14 protein-coding genes are annotated in these 21,284 nt (G+C 31.2%); 4 read left to right on the top strand and 10 right to left on the bottom strand.

Annotated elements, in window-relative coordinates:
- Positions 1 to 69: 69 nt before the first annotated feature.
- From AC27L2_RS10620 to dnaA, 9 genes are all read right to left on the bottom strand, one after another.
- The gene (locus tag AC27L2_RS10620; RefSeq protein ID WP_487211747.1) at positions 70 to 2,889 is read right to left on the bottom strand and encodes a S8/S53 family peptidase; all 2,820 of its coding nucleotides are present in this window, start codon (positions 2,887 to 2,889) and stop codon (positions 70 to 72) included.
- Between the two features lie 28 nt (positions 2,890 to 2,917).
- Complete coding sequence (locus AC27L2_RS10615) at positions 2,918 to 4,807, bottom strand: M1 family metallopeptidase (RefSeq protein WP_487211746.1); 1,890 nt, start codon at positions 4,805 to 4,807, stop codon at positions 2,918 to 2,920.
- A 163-nt stretch (positions 4,808 to 4,970) separates the two neighbouring features.
- Complete coding sequence (gene gyrA / locus AC27L2_RS10610) at positions 4,971 to 7,409, bottom strand: DNA gyrase subunit A (protein WP_487211745.1); 2,439 nt, start codon at positions 7,407 to 7,409, stop codon at positions 4,971 to 4,973.
- A gap of 39 nt (positions 7,410 to 7,448) precedes the next feature.
- Complete coding sequence (locus AC27L2_RS10605) at positions 7,449 to 8,441, bottom strand: magnesium transporter (RefSeq protein WP_487211744.1); 993 nt, start codon at positions 8,439 to 8,441, stop codon at positions 7,449 to 7,451.
- Positions 8,442 to 8,447: 6 nt separating this feature from the next.
- On the bottom strand, positions 8,448 to 10,439 hold the full coding sequence (gene gyrB / locus AC27L2_RS10600) for a DNA topoisomerase (ATP-hydrolyzing) subunit B (protein ID WP_487211743.1): 1,992 nt from the start codon (positions 10,437 to 10,439) through the stop codon (positions 8,448 to 8,450).
- A gap of 12 nt (positions 10,440 to 10,451) precedes the next feature.
- Entirely contained in the window at positions 10,452 to 10,751 is a 300-nt protein-coding gene (locus AC27L2_RS10595) for a DciA family protein (protein ID WP_487211742.1), read from the bottom strand.
- Positions 10,726 to 11,838, bottom strand: coding sequence for a DNA replication/repair protein RecF (recF, locus tag AC27L2_RS10590; protein WP_487211741.1), 1,113 nt, complete (start codon positions 11,836 to 11,838; stop codon positions 10,726 to 10,728). Before recF ends, AC27L2_RS10595 begins: the two co-directional genes overlap by 26 nt.
- Position 11,839: 1 nt before the next feature.
- Positions 11,840 to 12,970 (bottom strand): DNA polymerase III subunit beta, encoded by a 1,131-nt coding sequence (gene dnaN, locus AC27L2_RS10585; protein WP_487211740.1) that lies wholly within the window; start codon positions 12,968 to 12,970, stop codon positions 11,840 to 11,842.
- Between the two features lie 317 nt (positions 12,971 to 13,287).
- Positions 13,288 to 14,679 carry a chromosomal replication initiator protein DnaA gene (dnaA, locus tag AC27L2_RS10580; protein WP_487211739.1) on the bottom strand — a complete coding sequence of 464 codons (1,392 nt, stop codon included), beginning with the start codon at positions 14,677 to 14,679 and terminating at the stop codon, positions 13,288 to 13,290.
- Positions 14,680 to 15,074: 395 nt separating this feature from the next.
- Here dnaA and AC27L2_RS10575 point away from each other — a divergent pair, with 395 nt between their 5' ends.
- Positions 15,075 to 16,049: an asparaginase gene (locus AC27L2_RS10575; RefSeq protein WP_487211738.1), complete on the top strand. Its 975-nt coding sequence runs from the start codon at positions 15,075 to 15,077 to the stop codon at positions 16,047 to 16,049.
- Between the two features lies 1 nt (position 16,050).
- Positions 16,051 to 16,563, top strand: a complete 513-nt coding sequence (locus AC27L2_RS10570; protein WP_487211737.1) for a hypothetical protein — start codon at positions 16,051 to 16,053, stop codon at positions 16,561 to 16,563.
- 11 nt (positions 16,564 to 16,574) lie between these two features.
- Here AC27L2_RS10570 and AC27L2_RS10565 read toward each other — a convergent pair whose 3' ends face one another.
- Positions 16,575 to 17,879 (bottom strand): sodium:proton antiporter, encoded by a 1,305-nt coding sequence (locus AC27L2_RS10565; RefSeq protein ID WP_487211736.1) that lies wholly within the window; start codon positions 17,877 to 17,879, stop codon positions 16,575 to 16,577.
- 189 nt (positions 17,880 to 18,068) lie between these two features.
- Between AC27L2_RS10565 and AC27L2_RS10560 the strand changes: the two genes are divergently transcribed.
- Positions 18,069 to 19,256 (top strand): PP2C family protein-serine/threonine phosphatase, encoded by a 1,188-nt coding sequence (locus AC27L2_RS10560; RefSeq protein WP_487211735.1) that lies wholly within the window; start codon positions 18,069 to 18,071, stop codon positions 19,254 to 19,256.
- Positions 19,257 to 19,265: 9 nt separating this feature from the next.
- Positions 19,266 to 21,284, top strand: coding sequence for a chloride channel protein (locus AC27L2_RS10555; protein WP_487211734.1), 2,019 nt, complete (start codon positions 19,266 to 19,268; stop codon positions 21,282 to 21,284).

The following is a 21,284-nucleotide window of genomic DNA, read 5'->3' as shown; positions in this document are numbered from 1 at the left end:
GAAACTTATCAAAAACGAAAGGGTTAATCAAGAAAACCGCTTGGTTATTTGATAAAACTAATTTTAAAATTACTTCATCAATATCATCTTCTTCACAAAGAAATTTTCATCTGTTTGAAGTGAATAAAAATAAACTCCGCTTGAAAGGTCTGATGCATTAAATTCAATAGTATATCTTCCAGGTTCTTTTGTTTCATTAACCAGAGTTCTAATTTCTCTTCCCAGAGCATCATAAATTTTCAAAACAATTCGGCTTGTTTTTGATAATTGATAACTGATAACGGTAGATGAATTAAAAGGATTGGGATAGTTTTGATACAATGCAAATTCTTTGGGCAAAGGTTCTTCATGGGATACATCAGAAATTAACGAAATATATTTTTCTCTGCTTAATCGAATTGCATTTCTAATTTCATTTAAGTTTTCTCCTGCTGCAAGAGCAAATGCAACAGGAAGAGTTTCACCTGCAGGAATATTAAATGGTCCGCCTGAAATTGTAAAAGAAACATCTGCAGGACCAATACCATTTTTTACAACACCGCTTGAAAGTGAAATCCATTTATCTTTCTTTGTAAATCCTCCTGCTTCTATATCGAACAATGTAATTTCATTATAGATTGGATAGAATCCGTATTTATCAGAAGAAATTAATGCTGCTGCGGCGTAATTTGTACTCAAAGATTTATCGACACAGTATGCATAACCAAAATTATCATCAATATCATAAGCTGCTGAATCTTTTGTTGCTTCATTTGGTGGAATATCCCAATCAAAGAAAAATCCTGCATAAAGTCCATTGATATTTTTTGTTGTCGTGTTTTTCAAATTCATAACTAAAATTATAAAATTGTCATACGGTGGTTGACCGAATGAATATGATTTAAGATGTGTTTCAATTCCTAATCTTCCTTCACCAAAATTATAATCATCAAATATTGCTGTACCAATTTCATCTCCATCTGTTTTTACAATTTTAAATTGGTCAATAATTCTAAAATCATTTCTTTGAGAATAAGTTTCTCTTGCAGCATCCATAACATTTGTTTCAGAAGTTCCATACATAAAAGCACCTTCAAACATTAAATTTTCGTCCCTGAAAGTAAATCCAACTCCTTCTTGATTATCTGGATAATCATTAAATCCAAGGGTTCCTTTGCTTGTAATTGTCATAGAAATTTTATTAGCAGTGTGACTGTCATAAGTCGGATTAATTCTTGCAGAAAACCATTGATAGTCCGAATAATTATTTCCTGAAAACTTAAGCATAAAATTAACTGTGTGATTATATGGTGCATTATTCAAAACTATGAATGAAAACTCATCATTCTCAGATGTAACTGTTTCGAGTGTGTTTAAATGATTTATAGAAAATCTGGAATTAACGATTTGTACAGAAGTATCGCTGCAAATTAAATCTACATCAATGTTAGAAGCTGCATCAAGAAAATTTTGAAATGTAATATTGATAAAAACCCGTTCTCCTTTCTCAAGCAAACCATTTTGATTTCCTTTATCGAGAAATTTTATATTCACAGCACGAATGGAAATCAAATTTGTATCTTTTACAGCTTTATATGCATTAATTCTGCCGTAACCCAAAAGGTATTTTAAAGAATCATTATGAAAAGAATAAATATCATCTGATGTCATTCTAATTTTTTCTGCAACTTGAAGAGGAGTATAATTCGGGTATTTTGAAAATACTAATGCAGCTAAACCAGCTACATGCGGTGCCGACATTGATGAGCCGCTGATTTGTTTGTACTTTTGTCCAGAGATTGTGGGCCAAGTAGAAATGATTGAAGTGCCAGGAGCTAAGACATCAACATAATTACCATAATTACTGCCTGAAGTTTTGCTGTAGTAAGCTCTATGAATTCCATCAGAATCAAGCCAGCCGACAGAAAGAACTCCATTGTAACTTGCTGGATAAAACGGTTCTCTTTTATTTTCGTTGCCTGCAGAAGCTACAACAAGTGCTCCTTTTGAAATTGCATAATCAATTATTTCCTGTTCATATCTCGAATATCCATAACCACCCCAGCTGCAGTTAATTACTTTTGCTCCATTGTCAGCAGCATATTTAATTCCTTCAAAACCATAATAAACATAGGGTTCGTTTTGTGCATTTCTTTTATCTCCTCTTGATACTTTCACAGGCATTATTGAACAATTATATCCAACAGAGGCAATACCAATTTTATTATCTGAAACTGCAGCTGCAATTCCTGCTACATGTGTTCCATGATATCCAACTCCAAATCCTAATGGAGCTTTATCTTCTGATGGATCATTATCTGGTGTTCCATTTAATCCGCCAAAATCGTATCCAAGTATATTTCCATTTTTATCTCGATAAATATTTCCTATTATATCTGGATGTTGCCAGTCAACTCCAACATCAACGATTGCAATAATTATGCTTGAATCTCCTTTAGTAATATCCCAAGCTTTGGAAGCAGAAATTTGAGATAGATTAATTTGTGTTCCGGCAAGATAAATTGAGTCGTTTGGATTGTATGTTATCTGTCTAACAAATTTTGGCTCTGCCCATTCAAGTTCCTTCATTCTTGAAATTTTTTGCGAGATAATAAATGGGTCATTTCCAGATTTGAGCTTAACATTATAAATCCTATCAAATTTATCTGCTCCTTTCTTCAATACATTTTGAAATTCAGAAAAGACTGGTTTTATTTCCTGAACTGCATCGCTTTTCAAGACAGAATTTATTCTTCTTTGAATCTCTGCAGGATAAGCATAACCATCTTTAACTTTTATTATAATTGTGTTTGAAAGATATATCAAATTATCCTTTTTAATAATTTCATCCTGAGCGAAAATCAAAACTGTGTAAAAGATTATAAAAGCAAAAAAGATTTTTATCTTCATAAAATTCTCATAATCTAATTTGATAAACTTACTTTAACTCAAAGGAATTATCTTTTGAATTAATATCTGGAATTTGACTGTTCCCAAGCTCAATTTTATTAATCTTCTTTTTTGAATGAATATTTATCTTCTTTTCTAACTCACCATTTTTCCATATGTCTGCTTTTGCTTCATAAATCAACTTGTTTGTTTTGTCTCCAAAAATTGCATTTATTTTTACAGGAAGCGGTAATCCTCCTTTATTCACAATTATTACTTCTACTTTACTTCCTTTTTGATTTGCATTTTTAATTGACAGGTCAGGATACTTTGTATCGAAGAACCATGCTTTCCAGTACCAATCCAAATTTTGTTTCGAAACATCATTAAAAGTAAAAAAGAAGTCGTATGGGACGGGATGCTTGCCATTCCATCGATTAATATATTCATGCAGGCATTTTTTGAATAAATCATCGCCAAGCAAATCTCTCAAAAAATCGTAAGCAGCAGCTGGTCTTCTGTATGATGCATTTCTGTAAGAAGCTCCTCTCATTTGATACGATGGAACCATCGGAGGCAAATCTTTATCTGTTCCGCCTATTTCATTATAACTCTGTGCATTTCGAGTGCGCGGGTCATAACCTTCTGCTTGCTCGGTTTGAAAATCAAATGGCAGCATTGTTGCCCATCCTTCATCCATCCATGCATATTTTCTTTCATTTATTCCCATAAAAAATGGGAAATATGTATGAGAAATTTCGTGGGAAGTTAAATGTATTGTCCCTTGAATTTCGGGCACAGAGGAATCATTGCACATCATTGGAAATTCCATTCCACCTTGACCATTAAAGACTGTCATTGCAGGATAAGGATATGGATAACCTGGAATATGATTCGAAAAACTTTCGATTGATTTTCTTGCAATTTCTGCTACTTGATAAAAATCTTTTGAATTAGGATTGTATGCTGCTGAAATGAAAGCTCTTCTGCCTGTTTGTTTATCAACTATTAAACTTGATGCATCCCACAAATAGTGATTGCTTAGAGCAAATGCAAAGTCGGGAACATATTCAGCTTTAAATCTATAAGTTAATTTTTCTTTATTCACTGTTATTAAATCAGAATAATCTTCTTCACTAATTATTTTTACAATTTCGTCTGACGATAATGCTTTCTTATATTTTTCTAAAATTTTTTCTGAAAAAACTTCTTCCGGATTTTGTAAAACTCCAGTTGCCCAGATAACATAATTTTTAGGAACTGTAAGTTCAACTTCATAATTTCCAAAATCATTATATGTTTCTGTATTGCCGGTATAACTAATCATATCCCAGCCGTCAATATCATCATAAACTGCAATTTGAGGAAACCAATAAGCAACAAACATTGAAGTGCTGTCGTATGCCCCCATTCTAATTTGAGATTTATCTGGAATTAAACATGACCATTGAAATTCCATTTCAGCTTTTTCTTTTGGCAGCAATGGTTCTGGAAGTTGAATAATAAGATTTGTTCCTTCTCGTCGAGGTGATTCTTTTTTATCATCTATTTTTATTTCATTGTTGTTATAAATTATCTTTTTTAATTCTACACCGTCATTTATTGCATCAGAAGAAATTTGAAAATCACGCATGTTGCCTTTGCGATAAATATCCATCAAGAGTTTAACTACTATTCTTTTAAGTGTATCTGGACTATTGTTATAATAAATTACTTTTTCTTCTCCAACAATTTTTCTTTCTGCAGGAAATATTTCTGCTTTGATATTATAGTCAGCTTTGTTCTGCCAATAATTTTTTCCTGGTTTACCATCATAGGAGCGGGTTTCGTTTTCATAAGCTTTCTGAAAATTAACTGGAATAAAAAGGGAAGTCTTCTGTGCAAAAGAAATTGCTGGTAACAATAAAATTAAAATGAGCTTGAATAGATTAGTTTTCATTTCCATTCTCACTTGTTATCATACAAAGTAAAAATAATTAAAAGAAGTGTTATTACAAATGAAGTTTTATATGAAGATTATCGATTTGTGAGTTTTATAGTTTGAAAAAATTTTTGTTTTTTCTTTATAATAAAAGCTGCCGGAAAATTCCGGCAGCATTTAATTATTCATCACCATTATCTTCAGGAATTACTCTTGCAATATCAGCAATCTCATCATCTTCATTCAGTTTAATTAATCTTACACCTTGAGTATTTCTTCCCATAACTCTTATATCGCTTACTGCTTGACGAATAACCATTCCTTTTGTTGTAATAATTACAAGTTCATCTCCATCATTTACTTCTTTCATTGCAATTAGTTTGCCATTTTTTTCTGAGGTCTTAACTGTAATTACACCTTTGCCACCTCGTTTTGTCAATCTGTATTCTTCTATTTCAGAACGTTTGCCAAATCCTTTTTCAGTTACAACAAGCAGAGTAGAAGCATTTCTTACTACAATCATTCCTATTACAGCATCGTTCTTGCCTAATTTAATTCCACGAACACCAGTTGCTGTTCTTCCCATATCTCTTACATCTTTTTCATTAAATCTTATTGCCATACCATTTCTAGTTCCGATTATAATATCATTATTTCCATCGCTAAGTTTTGCTTCAATTAATCTATCACCAGGAACAAGATTAATTGCATTAATACCTCCTCTTCGAATGTTTGAGTAAGCAGAAAGAACTGTCTTTTTGATTGTTCCTTTTTCTGTAACCATTACAACATATTTGTCATCTGAAAATTCTTTAACTGTGACGAATGCTGTAATCTTTTCGTCTTTGTCTTTTTCAATTAAATTCAGAATAGACCTTCCTTTAGCAGCTCTTCCTCCTTCTGGAATTTCATGAACTTTCAGCCAGTAGCATTTTCCTTTGTCTGTAAAGAACATTATGTAATGATGCGTTGAAGCTATGAACATGTGTTCAATGAAATCTTCATCTTTTGTTCCTGCACCTGTTACACCTTTTCCACCTCTTGCCTGTCTTCTGTATCCGCTCACAGGAAATCTTTTAATAAATCCTTGATGTGATATTGTTACAACTACATCTTCTTCGGCAATAATATCTTCTAAAGAAAATTCTTTGAAGTCATAAATTATTTCTGTTCTTCTTTCATCACCATATTTCTCTTTTAATTGAATAAGCTCTTCTTTAATGATTTGTTTTCTTTTCTTTTCGCTTTCAAGAATTCCTTTCAATTTTTCAATAAGCTTTATTGTTTCTTTATATTCATCTTCAATTTTCTTTCTCTCCAGTCCAGTTAATCTTTGCAATCTCATATCGAGTATTGCTTTTGCCTGAATTTCGGAGAGCTTGAATTTACGCATCAAGTTATGTTTTGCAGTTTCTACATCTCTTGATTTTTTAATTGTTTCAATTACAGCATCGATATTATCAAGAGCAATTATGTAGCCTTCAAGAATATGAGCACGGCGTTCTGCAGCATCAAGGTCGAATTTTGTTCTTCTAATAAGGACATTCATTCGATGGTCAAGGAAATGCTGCATCATCTGCTGAAGTGTTAAAACTTTTGGCACTCCATTAACAAGAGCAAGCATTATGACGCCGAAAGTAACCTGCATTTGTGTGTGTTTGAAAAGTTGATTTAATGTAACTGCAGGTTGACCATCACGTTTCATTTCAATAACAATACGAAGTCCATCTCTGTCTGATTCATCTCTAATATTTGCAATTCCATCTACTTTATTATCCCGTACTAATTCTGCAATTTTTTCAATCAATGCTGCTTTATTAACTTGATATGGAATTTCTGTTATTACAATATTTTCTCTGTCGTTTTTAAGAGTTTCAATATTTGCTTTTGCACGAAGTATTATTCTGCCTCTTCCAGTTAGATAAGCTTCTCGAACTCCATCGTATCCGTAAATAATTCCTCCTGTTGGAAAATCTGGAGCTTTAACATATTTCATTAAATCTTCAGGCTTCATCTTTGGATTATCAATCAAAGCAACCAAGCCATCAACAACTTCATTCAAATTATGAGGAGGAATATTTGTTGCCATTCCAACTGCAATTCCGCTTGAGCCATTTACAAGCAGATTAGGGAGATAAGAAGGAAGAACTGATGGTTCTTGAAGTGTATCATCAAAATTTGGGACAAAATCAACAGTGTTTTTATCCAAATCACGAAGCATTTCATCTGCAATTTTAGCAAGACGTGCTTCTGTATAACGCATTGCCGCAGGACTATCGCCATCAATTGAACCAAAATTCCCCTGTCCATCAATCAAAGGATAACGCAATGAAAAATCCTGAACCATTCTAACCATTGTATCATAAACTGCACTATCACCATGCGGATGATATTTACCGAGAACTTCGCCAACGATGCGGGCAGATTTTTTATAAGGCTTGTTATATGCCAATCCTAATTCATGCATTCCAAAGAGCACTCTTCGATGAACAGGTTTTAATCCATCTCTTACATCTGGCAATGCTCTTGCAACAATAACACTCATTGCATAGTCGATGTAAGAAGATTTCATTTCTTCTTCGAGAGAAACAGGAATTATCTTTTCAAATATTGTTGTCATAATCTTACTTCTTTTTCCTTAATTTATTTCTAAAATTTTTTAAAGTAACATAGTTGCAATACCGAGATAAAAAATAATTGTAAAAATATCTGTTATTGCAAGTGTAATTGGTCCTGCAGAAATTTTTGGGTCCAGATTTTTTTTATGAAGAACTGATGGAATTGTTATTCCCCAGAAAGCAGCTGTAATTTGAATTATCAAAATGCTAAGACCAATTACAGATGAAGCAAGCATGTCATTTTTCCATAGAATAATTATCGATGATACTATCACCCCACTTGCAAATGCAAGAAGAAATGCTGTTCTTAATTCTTTCCATAAAATTCTGAGATACCATTTTGAAGTTGGTTTAACAGTATGCAATGCTTGAATAGTAAGTGTCATAGATTGAATGCTTGTACTTTCTGCAAGACCAAGAATTAGTGTAAGAAAAAAAGCTATTATTAAACTTTCTTCTATTGTTGTTTCGAACATTCCTGCTAAGAATGCACAAATTGTTCCGCTTGTTATTGTAGCAAGTAGCCATGGAAATCTTATTCTCCATGCCTTAACAGGAGAAGCATTTTTAATCTCATTAATATTAACGCCAATAGTTTCAAAGATATCATTAATTCTTTGTCGTTCTTCTATATCCGGTTCGCTACTTAAAAATTCTTCTGTAAAAATATTAATATCAATTATTCCTATAATTCTTTTCTGTTCATCTACTATTGGGAAAGCAAGAAATTTATATGTTACAAAAAATTCACATGCATCATAAACTGTTGCTGTTGATGGAAGAGCAGCAACTCTTTGAACCATTATTTGTTCTAATTTTGTATCTGGCTGTGCCGTTAATAATCTTCTTGTAGGCAAAACTCCTACTAATTTGTCTTCATCATCAATTGCATAAAAATAAACTATTCTTTCTCCGGCTCCTTCATTTCTAATTTTTTTGAGTGCTTCATCAACTGTCAAATTTTTGTTTAATACTGTGTAATCTTTTCGTGCAAATTCAATAATTGGTTTATCGTATGTTGGTTTTATGTTCATATTATTTTATACATCGAGATTAGCATATTTAGCATGTTTTTCAATAAACTCTCTTCTTGGTTCAACATCGTCTCCCATTAATGTTTCAAAAATCTTATCTGCTGCTGCTGCACTCTCAAGATTTACTTGAAGTATTGTTCTTGTTTCTGGATTCATTGTTGTCTGCCAGAGTTGTTCTGGATTCATTTCACCGAGACCTTTGTATCGTGATATTACGATGTTTTTCGATGATGCTGTTTCCTCCGTTCCTTCTTCAGATTCAACAACTTCCATATTTTCTTTTTTTACTTTTCCATCTGCTTTAAGGCGTTTTAAAATTTTGTCTCTCTCTTCATCATCATATGCATAATACTCTTCTTTACCTTTTTTAATTTTATAAAGTGGCGGCTGAGCAATGTATACTCTTCCCTCTGTAATTAATTCTTTCATGTGTCTGTAAAAGAAAGTAAGAAGCAAAGTTCTGATGTGGCTTCCATCTACATCTGCATCGGTCATAAGAATTATTTTTCCATAACGAGCTTTTGATGGGTCAAAATCTTCTCCGATTCCTGCACCAATTGCCGAAACAATAGCTTGAATTTCCGGGTTTTCAAGTATTTTATTAATCTTAGCTTTTTCTACATTTATAATTTTTCCTTTAATAGGAAGAATAGCTTGAAATCTTCTATCCCTTCCTTGTTTAGCAGAACCGCCAGCAGAGTCACCTTCAACTATATAAATTTCACAATGCTCTGGATCAGTAATTGAACAATCTGCTAATTTGCCTGGCAGGTGTAATGAGTCGAGAGCATTTTTTCTTCTTACAAGTTCGCGAGCTTTTCTTGCAGCTTCTCTTGCTTCGGCTGCGCGTAAACATTTCTCAATTATTTTTCTTGCTACAGAAGGATTTTCTTCAAGATATTCAGAAAGTTTTTCGCCTACTATTGATTCCACAATTGATTTAACTTCGCTGTTGCCAAGTTTTGTTTTTGTTTGTCCCTCAAACTGAGGCTCCATAACTTTTACTGAAATTACTGCTGTAAGTCCTTCTTTAAAATCATCCCCCGTTAAAGTTATTTTACTGTTTTCCTTAATCAATCCATTTTTATAAGCATAATTATTAAAAGTTCTTGTAAGAGCAGTTCTAAAACCAATTAAGTGAGTTCCTCCTTCGATTGTATTTATGTTATTTACATAGGAATGAACATTTTCTGAATAAGAATCATTGTATTCAAATGCAACTTCTACTGGCGTTCCATCTTTTTCACCTTCAATATAAATCGGTTTATGAAGCGGACCGCGCTGTTCATCAAGATATTTAACAAAATCTACTAATCCACCTTTGAATCGGTAAGTTTCTTCTATTCCTTCTGCTTCATCTCTTAAAATCATAGTTACATCTTTATTCAGATAAGCAAGTTCCCGCATTCTTTCTGCTACAGTATCAAAATTGAATTTTACAGTTTTGAAAATTTCTTTATCTGGTTTAAATGTAATTTTTGTTCCTGTCTGTTCACCCTTATAAGTTCCAATAATTTTTACAGGAGCTTTTGGAACTCCTCGATGATATTCTTGAAAATAAATTTTTCCATCTCTTCTTACTTCTACTTTCAACCATTCAGATAATGCATTAACAACCGAGACTCCAACGCCGTGCAAACCACCAGAAACCTTGTATGAACTTTTATCAAATTTTCCGCCAGCATGAAGAACTGTCATTACAACTTCAAGAGCAGACCTTTTTTCTTCTGGGTGAATATCTACAGGAATGCCTCTTCCTCTATCCTCTACAGTTACACTTTGATCTTTATGAATTGTTACAATTACTCTATCATTAAAGCCAGCAAGTGCTTCGTCTATACTATTATCTACAACTTCATTAATTAAATGATGAAGACCTCGTGACCCAACATCGCCGATATACATTGCTGGTCTTTTTCTTACTGCTTCAAGTCCTTTTAGAACATTAATACTTTTCGCGGTATATTCTGAAGCTGCTGTTGTTTTATCTTTTGTCATATTCTCCTGTCCCTATAAAAATTTTATAGTTTTTATTACTTCTTTACCAAAATATTTATTGATTTTTTTTACTAATAAATTTTTCTGAAGATTCAGTTCACTTTTCCAAACAGAATTTTCTACTTTCAAAAACAAAGTTTGTTTATCAACTTTTTTTGCTTTTGCTATTTCTTTTAATTCTGGAAAAATATTAACAAACTCTTTTGCAACATTATAATTTTCTGCTATCTCCCTAATTTTTTCAAACTCCTTTTCTGTCTGTAAGATATCGCTTATGCTTTTAAAACTAATTAATGATTGTCGTTTTCCCATTTTCAACTTTTATAAATAGTGAATTTTTTAATTCACCAAGCTCTTCTTTTTTTGTTAAATCTGTCATTGTAATAAATGCTTGTCCTACTTTAGGAAGATAGCTGCTTATTTTTCCTGCTCTATATTTATCAAGTTCTCCGAAAATGTCATCCATTAAAAATATAGGAGACTTTGAAATTTTTTCCTGAATATAAAAAAACTGTGCAAACCTCAAAGCTATTTGAAATGTTTTATGTTGTCCCTGCGAACCATATCTTTTAAGTTCTTTTCCATTTAAATAGAAAATGTAATCATCTCTATGTGGACCTATTAAGTTCATGCTTTTTCTTATCTCTTCTTCTTTCTGTTTCTCAAGTGATTCTCTAAATTCTTTCTCTATGTTTTCTTCATTATTTATTTGTGTAGAATAAATAACTGATGGGATTTCTTCATCTGTCATTATTTGCTTATATGCTTCTTTTAGATAATTATCAAAATCAACTATAAATTTTTTTCTTTGTTTAATTATTTCTGTTCCTCTTGTAATTAAAGCTTCGGTCCATACATCAAGCTGGCTGTAAAGATTAATATTCTTGTTTTCTCTAATCTGATTTAAAATTATTGAGCGCTGTTTAAGTATTTTAGAATATTCTAAAAGTATTTTCAAATAAGATTGACTTACTTGTGAAATAATTGAATCAACAAACTTTCTTCTGTCTGCTGGTGCACCTTGAGTTATCGAGTGGTCTGATTGAGTTAACGATACTACTGGAAATTTGCCTATGATTTCTGCTGCAGAATTAATTTGTTTTTCGTTGAGATAGTAAGTTTTTTTGTTTTTTTGTATGTCGTAGTTCAGTCTTACTTTATCTTCTGTCAAATCAATAAACTTCCCTGCTATTTCAAAATATTGCTCATCATAAGTAACAACTTCATTTTCTGACGATAGATGTAAATTTTTTGTTGTGCACAAGTAATAAATTGCTTCTAAGATTGTTGTTTTTCCTTGTCCATTTCCTCCAACTATAAGATTCAATTTATCAGAGAACTCGATGGAAGTTTTCCTGTGAAGTCTAAAATTAAGCAACTCAATTTGTTTAAGAACCATTTTATGTATTTATTCTTACCGGCATTAGCAGCATCATAAGTTCTATGTTTTCTTTCTTTTCTGCCGGTTCGATTATTACTGCTTTTGTTGGAGAATGTAATTTAAAAATAACTTCTTCGTAATCTGTAAGATGACTTAAAATATCATTCATATATTGTGAGTTAAAACCAATATCCATTGGTTCACCAGAATATTCACACATAACCTTTTCTTCTCCTGCGGACCCCGTATCCACATCTTCTGCAGAGATTGTAATATTTTCTTTATTTAATGAAAACTTTACTCTCCTTGTATTAGAAGTAGAAAACAACATCATTCTTTTTATCGAATCATTTAATTCCTTTGTGTTCACCTTGAGAATGAATTCGTTCTCTAAAGGAATTACACTTTGATATTCTGGATATTTATGAGAAATGAGTCTTGAAATTAATTCTATATCACTCAATCTAAAAGATACATAAGTATTTGTGAAATAGACTTTTACTTCTTTCTCATCTAAAATTTTTGTTAATACATTTACTGCTCTTTCTGGTACTACATATTGTTTTTTAATTGGTGCTTCTATGTTTTTTCTTAAAAGATTTACAAGCCTGTGTCCATCTGTAGTTACAAATCTTAATCCATCATCAGAAAATTCAAACAGTGTTCCTAATAATGCAGGTCTGATTTCTTCTTTACTCATCGCAAATGCAGTTCTTTCTATAGCACTTCTTAAATCTTCGCCATTAATAGTAATTTCATTTATTTCCTGTTCTTTGCTTTCGTTTAACGATGGTATTTCAGGATAATCATCTGCTTCTAAGTAACTTAATGAATACTTACCTATATCTGTAGTTAAATTTACTTTCTTATTGCTTTCCTGCAGTTGAAAATGAATTGTTGTTTCTTTGAAAGACTTAACTAAGTCATAAAGCTTATGTGCTGGAACAACAAATTTTACATTATCATCAGAAACAACACTTAAAAATGACTTTAGTGAAATTTCAAGGTCCGTAGCATAAACAGTAAGTAAGCCATCTTTAATATCAAAGAGAAAATTTTCTAAAATTTTCATTGGAGTTCTTGTTGGTACTGCGGGAATAATTTTACTGAGCAATTTCTCTAGCTCTTTACTATTAACTTTGAATTCCATTTTTATCTCCAATTGACAGTGCAAAATATCAAAAAATGCCTATACTTTCAATTTATTAATTTTAGTATTGACTTAATTATTCTGTTTATTCACAACTTTGTTTTAATAATTTATTAATTAATTAATAACATAACACAAATAACAACATTGTTAATATGTTGATAAGTAATTTTCTTTTTATTATTAGTGCAAAAATCAAAGTTATTAAAGATTGTTAATGTTAGTTTGTTGTTAATAAAATAAAGAAAAAACTTACAAGTATATTTTTATACCAGAATCAACAAAGTTCAAACAGACAAATAACAAGATATCAACATTTATGAAGAGGACATTTCAATTTTGTTTTTAAGGTAGTCTATAGTTTCTTTTAATTTTGGGTCTGTCTGAATTAATTCTTCTATGCTTGTACAGGCATGAATTACTGTTGAATGGTCTCTTCCTCCAAAATGCAGACCTATAGTTTTGAGAGAAGATTTTGTTAATGTTTTAGAAAGGTACATAGCTATTTGTCTTGCAAGCACAACTTCTTTTCTTCTGTTTTTTTCTCTTACTTTATTTTCATCTACATTGTAAAAATCACATACAACTTTGGTTATAACATCAATAGAAATATTAACCTGTTTATTGGTAGAAACTTCTTTTACTGTTTTTTTCACTAGGTCAAAATCTATTTCTTTTGAATTGAGTGAAGAAGTAGCAAGTAATTTAATTAAACAGCCTTCTAGCTCGCGTATGTTTGAAGTTATATTGTAAGCAATATATTCAAGATACTCGTTAGGCAAACTAATTCCATAATTTTCACTTTTGTTTTTTAAAATTGCAACACGAGTTTCAAAATCAGGAGGTTGAATATCAGCAGTTAATCCCCAAGAGAAACGAGAAATAAGTCTTTCATTTAATCCTTTTAATTCTTTTGGAGGTTTATCGCTTGAGAGAACAATTTGTTTTCCGTTTTGATGTAAAGTGTTAAAAATTTGGAAAAACAAATCAAGAGTTTTTTCTTTTCCGACAAGGAACTGAATGTCATCAATTATTAACACATCCATGCTTTTATAAAAACTTGAGAATTCATTTACTTTATCACTTTGAATTGATTCAACAAATTCTACGGTGAAGGCATCAGAAGAAATATAGATAACTCTTTTTTCTGGTGTTCTCTCTAATATTTTATTTCCTATTGCATGCATAAGATGTGTTTTTCCAAGACCCACGCCACCATAAATAAAAAGAGGATTGAAAGAAGTTTGTCCAGGATTTTCTGCAATAGCAAAAGCAGCTGCTCTTGCAAGCTGGTTGCCTTCTCCTTTAATGAAATTTTCAAAAGTATATCTTGGATTTAAAAATGTTTCATATTGTTTTTGTTGTGGAATTGAATAAAAGGAAGTTTCTTCTTTTTTTATAACAACAGGTTCGCTTTCAATTAGTTCTTCTTTTTCTTCTAAAACTATGTAAACTAATTTTCCATCACTGCCTAAAACTTGATTTATAACTTTATTAATTAATGTGTTATAATGTTCTTCTATCCATTCAATAAAAAAATTATTAGGTACAAAAATTTTTAATGTATTATTTTCAATTTCATAAGGCTTAATTGGTAAAAACCAAGTGTTGTAAGTTATGTAGGGAACGTTATTTTTAATAATATTTAAGCATTCTTTCCAGATATCTTTAGCGTCTTTTGTTACTTCTGTTTTTTGAACTAACTCCATAGTTATCCACAATTTTTGTTTAGAAAATGAAAGAAAAACAAAATTTTTTTATTTAAGAACGAGTATAAACTCCCAGAATATCAACAAATTATTAACATTAAGAAATAACCATAACTCATTGAATTACAATGAGATGTGGTTAAAACAGTAAAAAAATGAACATAAATACAACTTCACAAAAAAAGAAAAAGCATCTCTTAATTTGTGTGAAACGTTTCACAAATTAAAGTTATTAACAAATTATCAACATATTTTGGTGGGGTTTAAACCCATGTGAAAATATGAGTTGGAAAGCATAAGAGCAAATTAATTTTTACAGAATATTTAAAAAATTTTTTCTGCTTAAGAAAGAAATTAATTTTGTTTAGTTTTCGATAAAATAAAAAGGAAGAATAATGAAAAATATTTTGATTGTTTTTACAGGTGGAACCTTCTCAATGAAAATTGATGAACAAACAAAAGCTGCTGTTCCATATTTTCATGGAGAAGAATTAATTAAATTAATTCCCGAAGCAAAAGATTTGGCAAATATTTCTATTTATGAATTTGGGAATTATCCAGGTCCACACATGACCCCAGAACTTATGCTAAAGTTATCAAAAGAAATAAAAAAATTTGTAAACGATGAAAACATAGATGGAATAATAATCACTCATGGAACAGATACGCTTGAAGAGACAGCATATTTTTTAGACCTCGTAATAAAAACAGAAAAACCAATTGTTGTAATTGGTGCAATGAAGACAAGTTCTGAACCAGATTGGGATGGTCCAAGAAATTTACTTGATGCAATTCATATTATTAATAATCCAAACAGCAGAGGACTTGGTGTTCTTGTTTGTTTAAATGGAGAAATCAATGCAGCAAGTGAAGTAACAAAAACTCATACTGAAGATGTTGAAACATTCAGGAGTCTTGATTTTGGTGCACTTGGTTTTGTTGAAAGAGGAAAAGTAATTTTTAATCGACTGCCCAGAAAACTAGAAAAGTTCGAAACAGAAAAGATTAATCCAAATGTTGATTTAATAAAAGTATATGCAGGTATGGATGAAAAATTTTTTCGTTTCTCTGCAGACAGCGGAACAGATGGAATAGTTGTAGAAGCAATGGGAGTTGGAAATGTTCCACCAAAAGCTTTTGAAGGAATTAAATATGCAGTAGAGAAAAATATTCCAGTGGTTCTTGTATCAAGATGCCCAGCAGGTGAAACACTTGATATTTATGGATATCCAGGTGCCGGCAAGTGGCTGAAACAAATAGGTGTAATCTTTGCAGAATATTTGAATGGCCAAAAAGCAAGAATTAAATTAATTGTTTGTCTTGGTATTACAAAAGATGTTAATCAATTAAGAAAAATGTTCGAAGGATAAAGTGAAAAAAGATTTAGAAAAATGGATTGGTTCGTTTTTGCTTTTACCAATCATAATTTTTTTATTAATCAACGGAGGAAAATTTATTTTCATTGATTATATCAATTTATTAATTCATGAAGGAGGACATGGAATATTCAAAATTTTTGGAAAATTTATGCATGCTCTTGGAGGAACTATTGCGCAAATTTTTATTCCTGCAATGTTTGTGTTTTATTATTTGAAAGAAGAAAAAATATTTTTAGCCCAAATATTTTTAGTTTGGCTTGGAGAAAATTTTTTGAATATTAGTGTTTATGCAGCAGATGCAAAATCACAAAAGCTGCCTTTATTGGGAGGCAAAAAAGTTTTTCATGATTGGAACTATATTTTGAAAGAACTTGGAATTTTGAATTATGATTTTATAGCAGGAAAAGTTTTTTATTTTCTTGGCATATTAATTTTTATTGCAGCAGTATTACTTCCTTTATATAAAAAGGGCTACAACAAAACCAGTATTGATTTGAAGTTGTAGCCCGTAATTTTTTACCAACCAATGAAGAATAATTGAATTAATATGAAAATTGGAAGTAAAACAATTAACGAGAATTTATAAATGTAAGCAAAGAAACTTGGCATTTTGATATTATTTTCTTCTGCCACAGCCTTTACCATAAAGTTTGGACCATTTCCTATGTAAGTCATACTTCCAAACATTACGGCTGCAACAGAAATTGCTTTAAGAAGTTCTTCAGGTATTCCTGCTACAAGAGTTCCAGTATTAATTCCAAGACCTAAAGCTAAAGAGTGAAATGTTACAGCAGTTGGAGTGTTATCAAGGAAACTGCTTAATAGCCCAGTGTAGTAATAGAATTGATGAGGCAATGTAACACCAAGTGTATGAGCATTTACTTCAAGATATAACAAGCATGGAACCATAGTTATAAAAATTCCAAAGAATAAATAGGCTACTTCTTTAATGGGTTCCCAAGTGAAGTTATTTGATTCTCTAATAAGTTTTGATGTAAACAGAAGAGAAAGAATAGCCATTGATAGAATTGCACCTTCACGAATAAACTTATAATATTCATTCTTTTCAATGAAATGTAAATATTGTTCGTTCAGGAAAGCAACAGATAAAACAACACCAGCAAGCCATAGAAAATTTAATTTTCCTTCTAACTTAATTGGCTTGATATAAGCTTTATCTTTTTGAATAGCAGCTTTGGGTTCCTTTTTGTAATAATAAGAATCAACTAAAAAATAGATTAATAATAATGCAGCATTAGTAAAGAGCCATTCCGGAAATAACTTTAGAAACCAAGTAAAATGAGCACCACGCAAATACATCATAAACAATGGCGGATCTCCAAGTGGAGTTAACAAACCGCCGCAGTTAGCAATAATTCCAATGAAGAACAAAATTGTGTGAACTTTGAATTGTCTTTCTTTATTTGTTTGAATGACAGGGCGTATAAGAAGCATCGCAGCACCTGTTGTTCCCATGAACGAAGCAAGAACAGCACCAATTCCTAAGAATAAAGTATTAATTGAAGGCTTAGCTTCAATATCGCCGGATAAATAAATTCCTCCTGTTATTGTAAAAAGAGAACCAAGAAGAATTATAAACGGAATATAATCAAATACCATTGTTTCATAAAGGCGGTCGCCTAAGTTAGAAGAAAGAAGAAAAACGGCAGCTGGAATACTTAAAATAATTGCGATAATAAGTTTGTTAGAATTTTTTTCCCAGAAATGATTACATACAAGTGGAAAAATTGCTATTGATAACAGCATCAAAACGAAAGGAAGTAAACTAAGCAACGGAATAGAAATACTGTGTGTTTCCATTTTTTCTCACATAATTTAGTTAAAAATTCCTGCAAAACTAAAATTTATATGTTAATGAATCAATTAAAACTAAAAAATTAATAAAAGTATAATTTTGTAAGGAAATTTCTGTTTAACAAAAAATTATGTTAAAAATAAGATTATTATCTTTTGTAAATTTACTTTGTGTAAAATTAGAAAGATATAAAAATGCTTGACCCAAAAATTTTTCATCGAAAACTTGATTCTCTGCTTTCAAAAATAGGACAAGAAAAATCAGGCAAAGATTTTCTTTCAACAATTGTAACAGAACTCGAAAATACATTTGGTTACGATTTACATATTGGCAATGGAAGGATTTATGAAGAAAGAGAAAATGAATATGTTTTAATCTTCTCAAAAGAAAATCACTCACTGGAAAAAATACCAGCAGATTCGAAAGCTGTTCAATTATTGCTCAAATCAAAAACATACATTTTTGATGACCCGTCTGTATCAATAGACAGCACAGTTGGTAAGAATGGAGAATACAGAATTCCAGCAGCAATAACAGTTAAAGGAAAAGAACAAAGATGGATTTTTATTTTTGATTTAATGAGCGGATGGATTAGAGAAGAAATTGAATTATGCTTGAATGCAGTCCGAACAGTTCTAAATTACAGATTAACATCTGAAGCTGTAAAAAGTGAAATGGAACAGGCTGTTCAAATTCAGCAAAGTTTGTTACCAATTACAGCACCAGAATTTGAAGGATTAACAGTAGCCGGCAGGTCTATTCCTGCTGAAATGGTTGGCGGTGACCTTTATGATTATTTCAATTTTGATAACGAAGTTTTTGGTGTATGCATTGGAGATGCAAGTGGTCATGGTTTACCTGCTGCTTTGCTTGTTAGAGATGTTGTAACAGGATTAAGAATGGGTCTTGAAAAACATCTTAAAATGGTATACACTTTCAAGAAACTTAATAATGTAATTTATAGAAGTGTTTATTCAACAAGCTTTGTTTCGTTGTTTTATGCAGAAATAGAAAAAAATGGAAATATAATTTATGTGAATGCAGGACATCCAGCACCATTATTATATGATGGAAATGAATTTATTGAACTTGATTCAACTGGATTAATTTTTGGTGCACTTCCAGAAATTAATATTCATCGAGGACACGCATTTATGAAACCAGGAAGTCTGCTTGTTCTTTACAGCGATGGAATTATAGAAAGAAAAAATGGCAACGAAAATGATTTTGACATTTCAGGATTAAAAAGAATAATTAAAGAACACTTCGACAAAACACCCGAACAATTGCTGGATATTATTTTTGATACACTTTATGTTTATGGAGGCGGAAAAAACTGGGACGATGATGCAACTGTTGTAATAATAAGAAGAGATAAGTAAGAGGATAAGTTGTTTGCAAGAGCAGAAAAAATTTTTTCTCAAGCAGTAAAAAACGATTTTACATTAAATATTATTTATGCTGTTGTAACTGGAATTGTAGTAGGACTTGCTGCAGTTCTGTTTCATGATTCAATAGAATTTTTTAATGAGTTATTTTTTCATCAAACAACAAGTGGTTTATTTTTTCTTGGAGCTGCTGCTGTTATTGTAATTCCTGCAATTGGAATGTTAATCCAGAGTATAATGATTTTTCTTTCGCCCGAATACGCAAGTAAAAAGGGAGTTACAGAAGTTATAAAAGCAGTTGCAGCAAAGGGAAATAGAATTCCTTTTCGCTCAACAGTTTTTAATTTTTTTGCTGCTGTCATAAGTATTGGCTCTGGTAATACTGTTGGTCCTGAAGGTCCAGCTGCTCGTCTTGGAGGTGGAATTGCAAATAAACTTTCTTTTCTTCTTAACTTGCCGGATAATAAAAAAAGAATTCTTACTGCAGCAGGAGCAGGAGCTGCTATTTCAGCAATTTTTAATACTCCAATGGGAGGAATTTTTTTTGCACTCGAAATAATTCTATTAAACGAATTTTCAACAACAAGCTTTCCTGTTTTAATTCTATCTTCTATTTCTGCAAGTGCTGTATCAAGAACTTTTTTGGGAAATAAATCGATCTTTATTTTCCACAGCCCAGATGCCGGAAGTTATATCCATTTATATCACTATGCTTTACTTGGAATTATTGCAGGTATAATTTCTTTTGCATTTGTGAGTTATTCAGATAAGACAGAAAAAATTTTTAAAAGCGTTCTAAAAAAAATTCCTCAATGGATTGTAATGACATCCGTTGGCTTGATTGTAGGAATATGCGGCTACTTTTATAAATACATTTTTGGTATAGGCTATAATGGAATTAATCAAATTTTATCCGGCTCTTTAACTTTTCAGATGGTTTTAATATTGCTTTTTTTGAAATTTATTCTTGTGCCTCTTATTCTAAATTCCGGAGGATTTGGAGGAATCTTTGCACCATCATTATTTATTGGAGCTTGTGCAGGTTATTTGTATGGTACTGGATTAAATTATCTTTTTGGAAACCAATTTGATGTAACAGCATTTGTTCTTGTTGGAATGGGAGCTGTTCTCGGAGGAATAAACTTCATACCAATTTCTGCCATTCTTATAATTTTTGAAATGACTAAAGATTATTCTTTCATCCTGCCTTTGATGCTTGCAGTAATAACAAGCACAATGTTTGTTCAATTGACTTTGAAAAAATCAATTCATGAACGATATCTTGAACAGCAAGGTTATCGCATTTCAACAAGAAGTGAGATTAATTTAAGTTTGATACCTGTAAAATCTGTTATGAAGAATGATATAGTTCTGATTTCAGAAGAATCGTCATTGCCGCATTTGATAAAAGAATTGATAGAAAGCAAGCACAATGTTTTTTATGTGACTGATAAAAATGGAAATTTAAGAGGATACATATCAGAGTCTGATTTGAGGTCTTTAATTACAGAGTATGAAAGCATAAGAGATATTCTTGTTGCCGGCGATATTGCAACAAATAAAATTATTACTGTAACCGAGAACGATACTTTGGATGAAGTTCTAAAACTTTTCGAAATTTATGATATTGATGAATTTCCGGTTTTATCATCTGACAAAAGCAAAATACTTGGAACTATAAGCAGAAGCGACCTTGTTACAATTTATAACAAAGAAAATCTGAAAGCAGAACTTATTGAGCAATTATCATTCAACTTGATAAAACTCAAACAGGTCAAAAGAATAAAAATTTTTGAAGGTTATTCAATTATAGAAAAAAATCCTCCACAAGAATTAATTGGAAAAACACTCTCGCAGCTTGATTTTAGAAAGAACTTTGGTTTAGAAGTTTTAATGATAAAAAAGGATTCTACAGAAAACGAAAATATAATTTTCCCTCATCCTCATTATATCATTGAAAAAGATGATATACTCATTTTGTTTGGCAAGGATGAAAATGTAGATAAAGCAGAAAGCTGGTAA

The organism is Rosettibacter sp. KY25 (assembly GCF_057554405.1).
This window is presented reverse-complemented; position numbering and strand designations above follow the sequence as displayed.

What these genes read in the sequence shown, in the direction of transcription:
- gyrB (WP_487211743.1), bottom strand. Translation starts at nt 10,439, where the DNA reads ATGACAAAAGATAAAACAACAGCAGCTTCAGAATATACCGCGAAAAGT.
- AC27L2_RS10605 (WP_487211744.1), bottom strand. Translation starts at nt 8,441, where the DNA reads ATGAACATAAAACCAACATACGATAAACCAATTATTGAATTTGCACGA.
- AC27L2_RS10595 (WP_487211742.1), bottom strand. Translation starts at nt 10,751, where the DNA reads ATGGGAAAACGACAATCATTAATTAGTTTTAAAAGCATAAGCGATATC.
- gyrA (WP_487211745.1), bottom strand. Translation starts at nt 7,409, where the DNA reads ATGACAACAATATTTGAAAAGATAATTCCTGTTTCTCTCGAAGAAGAA.
- AC27L2_RS10575 (WP_487211738.1), top strand. Translation starts at nt 15,075, where the DNA reads ATGAAAAATATTTTGATTGTTTTTACAGGTGGAACCTTCTCAATGAAA.
- recF (WP_487211741.1), bottom strand. Translation starts at nt 11,838, where the DNA reads ATGGTTCTTAAACAAATTGAGTTGCTTAATTTTAGACTTCACAGGAAA.
- AC27L2_RS10560 (WP_487211735.1), top strand. Translation starts at nt 18,069, where the DNA reads ATGCTTGACCCAAAAATTTTTCATCGAAAACTTGATTCTCTGCTTTCA.
- dnaA (WP_487211739.1), bottom strand. Translation starts at nt 14,679, where the DNA reads ATGGAGTTAGTTCAAAAAACAGAAGTAACAAAAGACGCTAAAGATATC.
- AC27L2_RS10620 (WP_487211747.1), bottom strand. Translation starts at nt 2,889, where the DNA reads ATGAAGATAAAAATCTTTTTTGCTTTTATAATCTTTTACACAGTTTTG.
- AC27L2_RS10615 (WP_487211746.1), bottom strand. Translation starts at nt 4,807, where the DNA reads ATGAAAACTAATCTATTCAAGCTCATTTTAATTTTATTGTTACCAGCA.
- dnaN (WP_487211740.1), bottom strand. Translation starts at nt 12,970, where the DNA reads ATGGAATTCAAAGTTAATAGTAAAGAGCTAGAGAAATTGCTCAGTAAA.
- AC27L2_RS10565 (WP_487211736.1), bottom strand. Translation starts at nt 17,879, where the DNA reads ATGGAAACACACAGTATTTCTATTCCGTTGCTTAGTTTACTTCCTTTC.